Genomic DNA, 6,105 nt, shown 5'->3' on the forward strand with positions numbered 1-6,105 from the left:
ATGACGGAACTTTCTTGTGAATAATGGAATGCTCTTGCAAGCCAGCTCATTGTAATAAGTTCGCTTTTGTTCGGATTTTCTTTCTCAATGCTTTTCCAATTACAAATATGATTATTGAACAAAGGTTGAAAAGAAAATTATTCAGGGCACTAACAATGTAGACTTCTGGATTTATTGTGCCATGACAAACATTATTATGCGAACGATTAAAGGCTATCCTTTTTCAGTTACAAATAGTTTGTAGTTATTTTCAAGAATAATCTGGATCGCTTCTTTTATCGTGGGCTTAATTTCAATCATTTATATGATCTCTATTTCAGGGCGAATAAACGATTTAAACTCAAAACGGTTATCGTTGATTGTTGGAGTGGTTTCTCTTATTTTAATAAATTTAATGTTGGGTTAAGTACTGACCATGACATGGAAAGGACTGTGTTTTTAATCAATGTCTGTGCTGCGGCCAGAAATTTGTCTTAATGAAACTAATAATATGCCGCCCGACGCTACTGAATAGCACATTTTTATTGGTACACGACAATAAATTTATTTGATAGATTTTCCTAGGTTTTCCACCCCTGCCCTAAAGGGTGAATCAAGGAAAATCCGGCTCCCTTTAAGGTAATGGGCAAAACCGATTTTTTAGAAATTAATTAAACCGATTTTTTTTGTGTACTAAACACATTTTTATTCATCTTAATTATAATCAATGGTTTGTTTTTGTTAAGGTTTGGTAAAAGTTGGTCGATGGATTTTTAACTAGAAGACAGCTTAAAAAATATTTGGAAGTAGGTGTTGACTTTCAGTGTTTTAGTTATTATATTTAGATGTGCATTAAAGCATGAATGGTTGTACATACAAAAAACTCAATTTTTATTAACTCAAATACTTTAAATCATGAAAAAACATATTTTACTGGTATTTTTAACATTGAGCCTGTCTGTAGTATATGGGCAGAAGAGATCCATGGAGCACAACGTGAGATTTTCCAATATCAATGGATTTGATGGCTATGTAGTCTTTGAGACAAGATATGAAGGTCCTGCTACGACAATGAAAACAGTTAATGCCAAACTGTACTTAAAAAAGTATTATAAGGTTGAAAGTAATGAGCTTACTGCATTAAAAGAGGCAGGAATAGACTTTGGTAAAGGTTATGTGCCTAAAAAATTTAGTTTTGACGTGGAGGGAACCGTTTATATTGGACATGGACTTTATCCTGCAGCAGAAAAAACCAGGTTAGGATTAAGCGATGCTTTAGGAGATCTTACCGAAGTGTATTTTACTGAAAGCGCAACCACTGCGAAAAAGAAATGGGAAAGTGCCCATCCCGGAAAATCCTATTGGGAAGAAACCGGAAGTTTTAAAGACGAGAAAGTTGTTGAGCTCTATTTGTCTGATCTTGAATATGAAATTGAACGCATTTTGAGAGATTACAGAATGGCTAATAACTAATAGTGCTAAGTGTTTTTTGTTATGGGCAAAGTCCTCAAGGATGTATTGAGTTTTGGGGCATCAAAATCCTTCTTTTTGGAAAGACCAATGTTTTTTTGCATTGGTCTTTAATGTTTATAGGATGTCTGTTTGTGAGCTTATCAAAATAGAAGTCTTAAGGGTTTAAGAAAACCAATGGATCACTATGATAAGTCTTATTGCTTCAAAAAAAATGGACTTTCTTATTTTTATTCCCACCAGTGGGTTTTAATACCCCGAAGTTCTTGATTCAAATCACTATCTTGTTACAAATAAATCTCTTAATTCCTTGTTGCTCAAATTTCCGATCCAGTTTTCTCCGGTCGATACAGTCATTTCTGCAAGTACTTTTTTGGCTTGGATCATTTCGTTTATTTTTTCTTCAAAGGTGTTTTTAGTGATAAAACGATGTACCATGACATTACTTTTCTGGCCGATGCGATATGCCCGATCGGTGGCTTGAGCCTCTACCGCCGGATTCCACCATAAATCGAAGTGGATGACGTGATTGGCAGCCGTTAAATTCAGTCCCGTTCCAGCAGCTTTTAACGACAAAATAAATATCTTGTCGGCCCGGTTGTGCTGAAAATTTTCTACCATTTCTTTGCGCTTTTTTAGGGTAGAGCCCCCATGATAAAAGAGGGGATCTTCTTTGTAGCGCTCACTGATAAAGTGCTGTAGCAGTTTTCCCATTTCGGTGTATTGTGTAAAGATCAATACCTTTTCGCCACTTTCAATAATGCTGTCCAATTTATCAAATAATAGTTCCATTTTTCCACTTAACGCAGGATCAAGTACGTTGTTTTTTAGGAATTGGGTCGGGTGGTTGCAAATTTGTTTCAATGCCATGATCATTTGTAAAACCAAACCTTGGCGCACAAACATGGCACGATTATCCGAAAGCTCCATTTCCTCAATGTCTTTCATTGCTTTTTCTAAGGTCGCTTCATATAAAGTTGCCTGCTCTTTGGTCAATGACGTATAACAATCCATTTCAATTTTATCCGGTAAATCGGTAATAATGGATTTGTCGGTTTTTAGCCGGCGCATCATAAAGGGTGCAGTCACTTTTTTTAGGTTTTCGGCTACGGCAACATCATTAAATTGCTGGATTGGATTGCCGTAGGTTTCATTAAACTCTTTGGCATTCCCCAAAAAACCACGGTTGCTATAATCCATAATGCTCCACAGTTCGCTCAGCCGGTTTTCGACCGGTGTTCCACTCATTGCAATAAAATGATTGGCACCAATGGCTTTAATGGCCTTGGTTTGTTCGGTATTGGTGTTTTTTATATTCTGTGCTTCGTCAATAACCAACGCATGCCATTTTTTCTTTTTCAGATCCTTAACATCGCTGCGTACAATGCCATAGGAAGAAATTAAGATGTCAAAATCATCATCTTTATCTAGTTTACGCTGGGATCCGTGATAGATTTTAGCGTTTAAAGTAGGCGCAAACTTTTTGATTTCGGCTTGCCAGTTGGTCAATAATCCCGTAGGTGCAACAACCAGGGCCTTTTGATTTTCAAGCAAACCATCTTCTTTGTATTTCAGCAGCGTGGTGATCACTTGTAGGGTTTTTCCTAATCCCATATCATCTGCAAGTACAGAGCCAAAACCAATTTTACCATTGCGATATAGCCACGAAAATCCGCGGTGTTGATAGGGGCGTAATTGCGCCTGGATTCCTTTCGGTAATGCAATGGTTGAAAAGTTCGTAAGTTCGGCAATCAGATCCCGGACCTCGTCAGTCAAAGCTACCGCGTTTCCGTGGTATTCACCACCTAAAGCAGCACGCAGCATTTCAAAAGCAGAAAGGTCTTTTGTGGTAGTAAAATGCTTATATATTTTCTCTATTTCGCTCTGATCGACATAGATGTAATTTGACTTATATTTTAGTAGCCCGTTTGATGTTTTGATTAATTGTTTAAATTCACCTTCACTCATCAAAGTGTCACCAATGGCAATCTGCCAATCAAAATCAAAGAGTTGACCGAGACTTAAAAACGATTTTCCTGCCGAATTACGTTTGATTTTCACGGAAGTTTTTGGCCGTAAAATTTCTTGTAAAGCTTTGGGCAATAAAATATCTATGTCCAACAGTTGGATAGCTGGGATAATATCCATCAGAAAAGGAGTAAAAACGGCATTGTCCATCACTATTTTATCTTCGCCCTGACTGTTGATGTAGGCATCCAAACCTGGAATAAACGCACTTAATTGTGTTAGACTTTGCAGGATTTCATAACGATTTTTATCAAATGTATTGGATGTTAGTACATTTTTCAGCTCATACGGTGCTGCTGTGGGCTCCTTCAAGTTGTCTTTGATATTGAGCGTTATCAGGAAGTTGTCATTTGCCAACTCGGAAACTATAATCTGAGGCTTATAATTACCCTGTGCAATAAAATACTTCTGTGTCCAAGCCGAAATTCCACCGCTTAGGGCTTCTTCCCCGGGTTTTTTAAAATCGTAGTTTTCTTTTCTGAAAAATATATTCAGGAACAGATCATTATTGGGCACATCCTCCAGAATATGGACGATCTCCGTCAAAAATAGAGACAAGAGGTTGAATGCCTGTTGGCTATTAATTGCTTTTTGACCTTTTTTGTCTTCCCAAAGAAAGGTTTCGGGCGGCAAAATATGCTCTAACTTTTCTACCAATTCACGCACTTGCTTGTTGAGCATGGCAGGCAGCCAACGAACGGAAAACGCCCTGTTAGGCAATTGGACTATCTGGGGAATAACGGCTCCATTTGCCAAAAGATGAACCGCAAAATGCAAAACGGTGTGCAAAGATGCTGTTGAGGGCTGATAATCCACTGTTTTGGAAGAATGGATTTGAGTTATTTGGTATAAGAAATCCAAAAATGAAAATTGGGTGTCATTCACAAAAACTTTGGATTGGTACGCTTCGTCAATGGTCACTTTTTGCAGACTGCGCTTATTGATTTTCTGGGCTTGAACATTGGCCTTTATAAATAAATTTTCTAACGAAACCTTTCCCTTGATTACACGATCTGCTGCTTTTACGGTTCTTGAAATTTTAGATTTGTATTTATCCTTAAAATTTCCTGAACCTTGATAAAAAACAGGAAAATCACTCAACAAAGCAACCAAAGGCTCATGAATAGGAGATAGCTTTGAAAATGATAGCTTTTGATACGCACTATCGGGATTATAGTCCTTGGTTTTCTTCTTTTTTGAATCAAAGTATAAGTCCGTGATTTTTGGAATTTTAGACTTTTGGGGCGTGACAAAAATTCCAAGTTTATTCAATTCTTCAATCAGATTAACAAGGTGTAATTCAAATACCAAAAACGGATTGTTATCAATTTCGGCACTTACTTTATACACCACAGCGGCCAAGTGTTTGCAAGGCACGGCCCAATCCGGACACGAACATTGCATTTTAAAATCTGTCCATTGTTTAGGAAACACTTTTAGCCCCAAATTTTCGGCAATGGTCAATACCTCGGGATCAAGCTCTCGGTTTAACAACTTTGAAATCAAGGTTGGCCTTTTAGCTAATTCCTTAATAAAATTCCCTAATTCAGGTTCAAAAAACGGCGGTAAGGTAATGTCCACATTATAAGGTCGTGGCCTAGAACCTGCTACTTTAGCTTCTATCCGGTTGCCATTAATCGTGATTTTTGTAACGGCTCCTTTCCGTGCATAACTCTTTCCTCGTGGCAGTCGGTTATCGTAATCAATATTCGATAAAGTGTTTAACCATTGTAATCCCCACCAAGTTTTTCCGTAATCGTTTGCCATGTTTTTTGATAAATTTTGAATTTTAAAAAAGGTCTTTAAAAATAATGTTTTTAGCTAACTATTGTTGTATTATTTGGGCATTTTACAATTCAGCTCTTTCATTTAACAACTCGGTCATCTAAGTTTTAAAAATTTATGGGTTCAGTAGATATTTGTGCTATAATCCAATTGGAATTACACACTTAATCATTAACACTTAAATGACATTTCATGAAATATCTCATTGTAATCGCGGTTTTATTTGTTGCCAAAACATTAACTGCACAGACCAATTATAACGACGGAATGCAAAACGCATTAGAACTTTTGCAAGATCATAAATGGAACGAAGCTGAACCTATTTTTGAACAACTTACGGTTTCTGAACCCAACGAATGGTTGCCAAATTACTACATGGCGCAAATCAATAGTTTAAAAACTTGGAACGAAAAGGATCCGGAAAAAGTTAGTACACAATTACAAAAAGCCCAGAATTATATTGATAAAGCGATGGCCATCGAAAAAGACAACGCCGATATTTTGGCGATGCAGGCACTGATTTTGATTAATTGGGTGGCGTTTGATGGCATGACTTATGGCGTGTTATATTCGGCTCAAATATCAGACTTATATGACAAAGCTTATGGTTTAGCACCTACCAATCCGATGGTAGTTTTGGGAAGAGCGGAATGGCATATGGGAACGGCACGTTTTTTTGGTCAGGACACCAAACCATTTTGTAAGGACATAGAAAAAGCCATAAAACTTTTTGCTAACTTTAAGCCAGAATCGCCTTTCCATCCAAATTGGGGAAAGGAACGCGCACAACAAATGGCGAATTCTTGTAAAGAATAAGATATAACACCAATGGGTAAATACACT

General features: G+C 37.2%; 3 protein-coding genes. 2 read left to right on the forward strand and 1 reads right to left on the reverse strand.

All coding sequences use genetic code 11. The annotated features are described in order from the left end of the window. Positions 1–963 precede the first annotated feature (963 nt). A complete protein-coding gene (locus tag VNJ50_RS07965) occupies positions 964–1,452 on the forward strand; it encodes a hypothetical protein (protein ID WP_325580703.1) in 489 nt (162 codons plus the stop codon). A gap of 276 nt (positions 1,453–1,728) precedes the next feature. Here VNJ50_RS07965 and VNJ50_RS07970 read toward each other — a convergent pair whose 3' ends face one another. After that, positions 1,729–5,244 carry an SNF2-related protein gene (locus tag VNJ50_RS07970; protein WP_325580704.1) on the reverse strand — a complete coding sequence of 1,172 codons (3,516 nt, stop codon included), beginning with the start codon at positions 5,242–5,244 and terminating at the stop codon, positions 1,729–1,731. Positions 5,245–5,454: 210 nt separating this feature from the next. On the opposite strand from VNJ50_RS07970, the gene VNJ50_RS07975 reads away from it, so the two are divergent. Further along, complete coding sequence (locus VNJ50_RS07975) at positions 5,455–6,078, forward strand: hypothetical protein (protein ID WP_325580706.1); 624 nt, start codon at positions 5,455–5,457, stop codon at positions 6,076–6,078. Positions 6,079–6,105 lie beyond the last annotated feature (27 nt).

Source organism: Gelidibacter sp. (assembly GCF_035577925.1).
Classification (GTDB): Bacteria; Bacteroidota; Bacteroidia; order Flavobacteriales; family Flavobacteriaceae; genus Gelidibacter.

Excerpts from the sequence above, each read along its gene's own strand:
- VNJ50_RS07965 (WP_325580703.1), top strand. The coding sequence starts at position 964 with ATGGAGCACAACGTGAGATTTTCCAATATCAATGGATTTGATGGCTAT.
- VNJ50_RS07970 (WP_325580704.1), bottom strand. The coding sequence starts at position 5,244 with ATGGCAAACGATTACGGAAAAACTTGGTGGGGATTACAATGGTTAAAC.
- VNJ50_RS07975 (WP_325580706.1), top strand. The coding sequence starts at position 5,455 with ATGAAATATCTCATTGTAATCGCGGTTTTATTTGTTGCCAAAACATTA.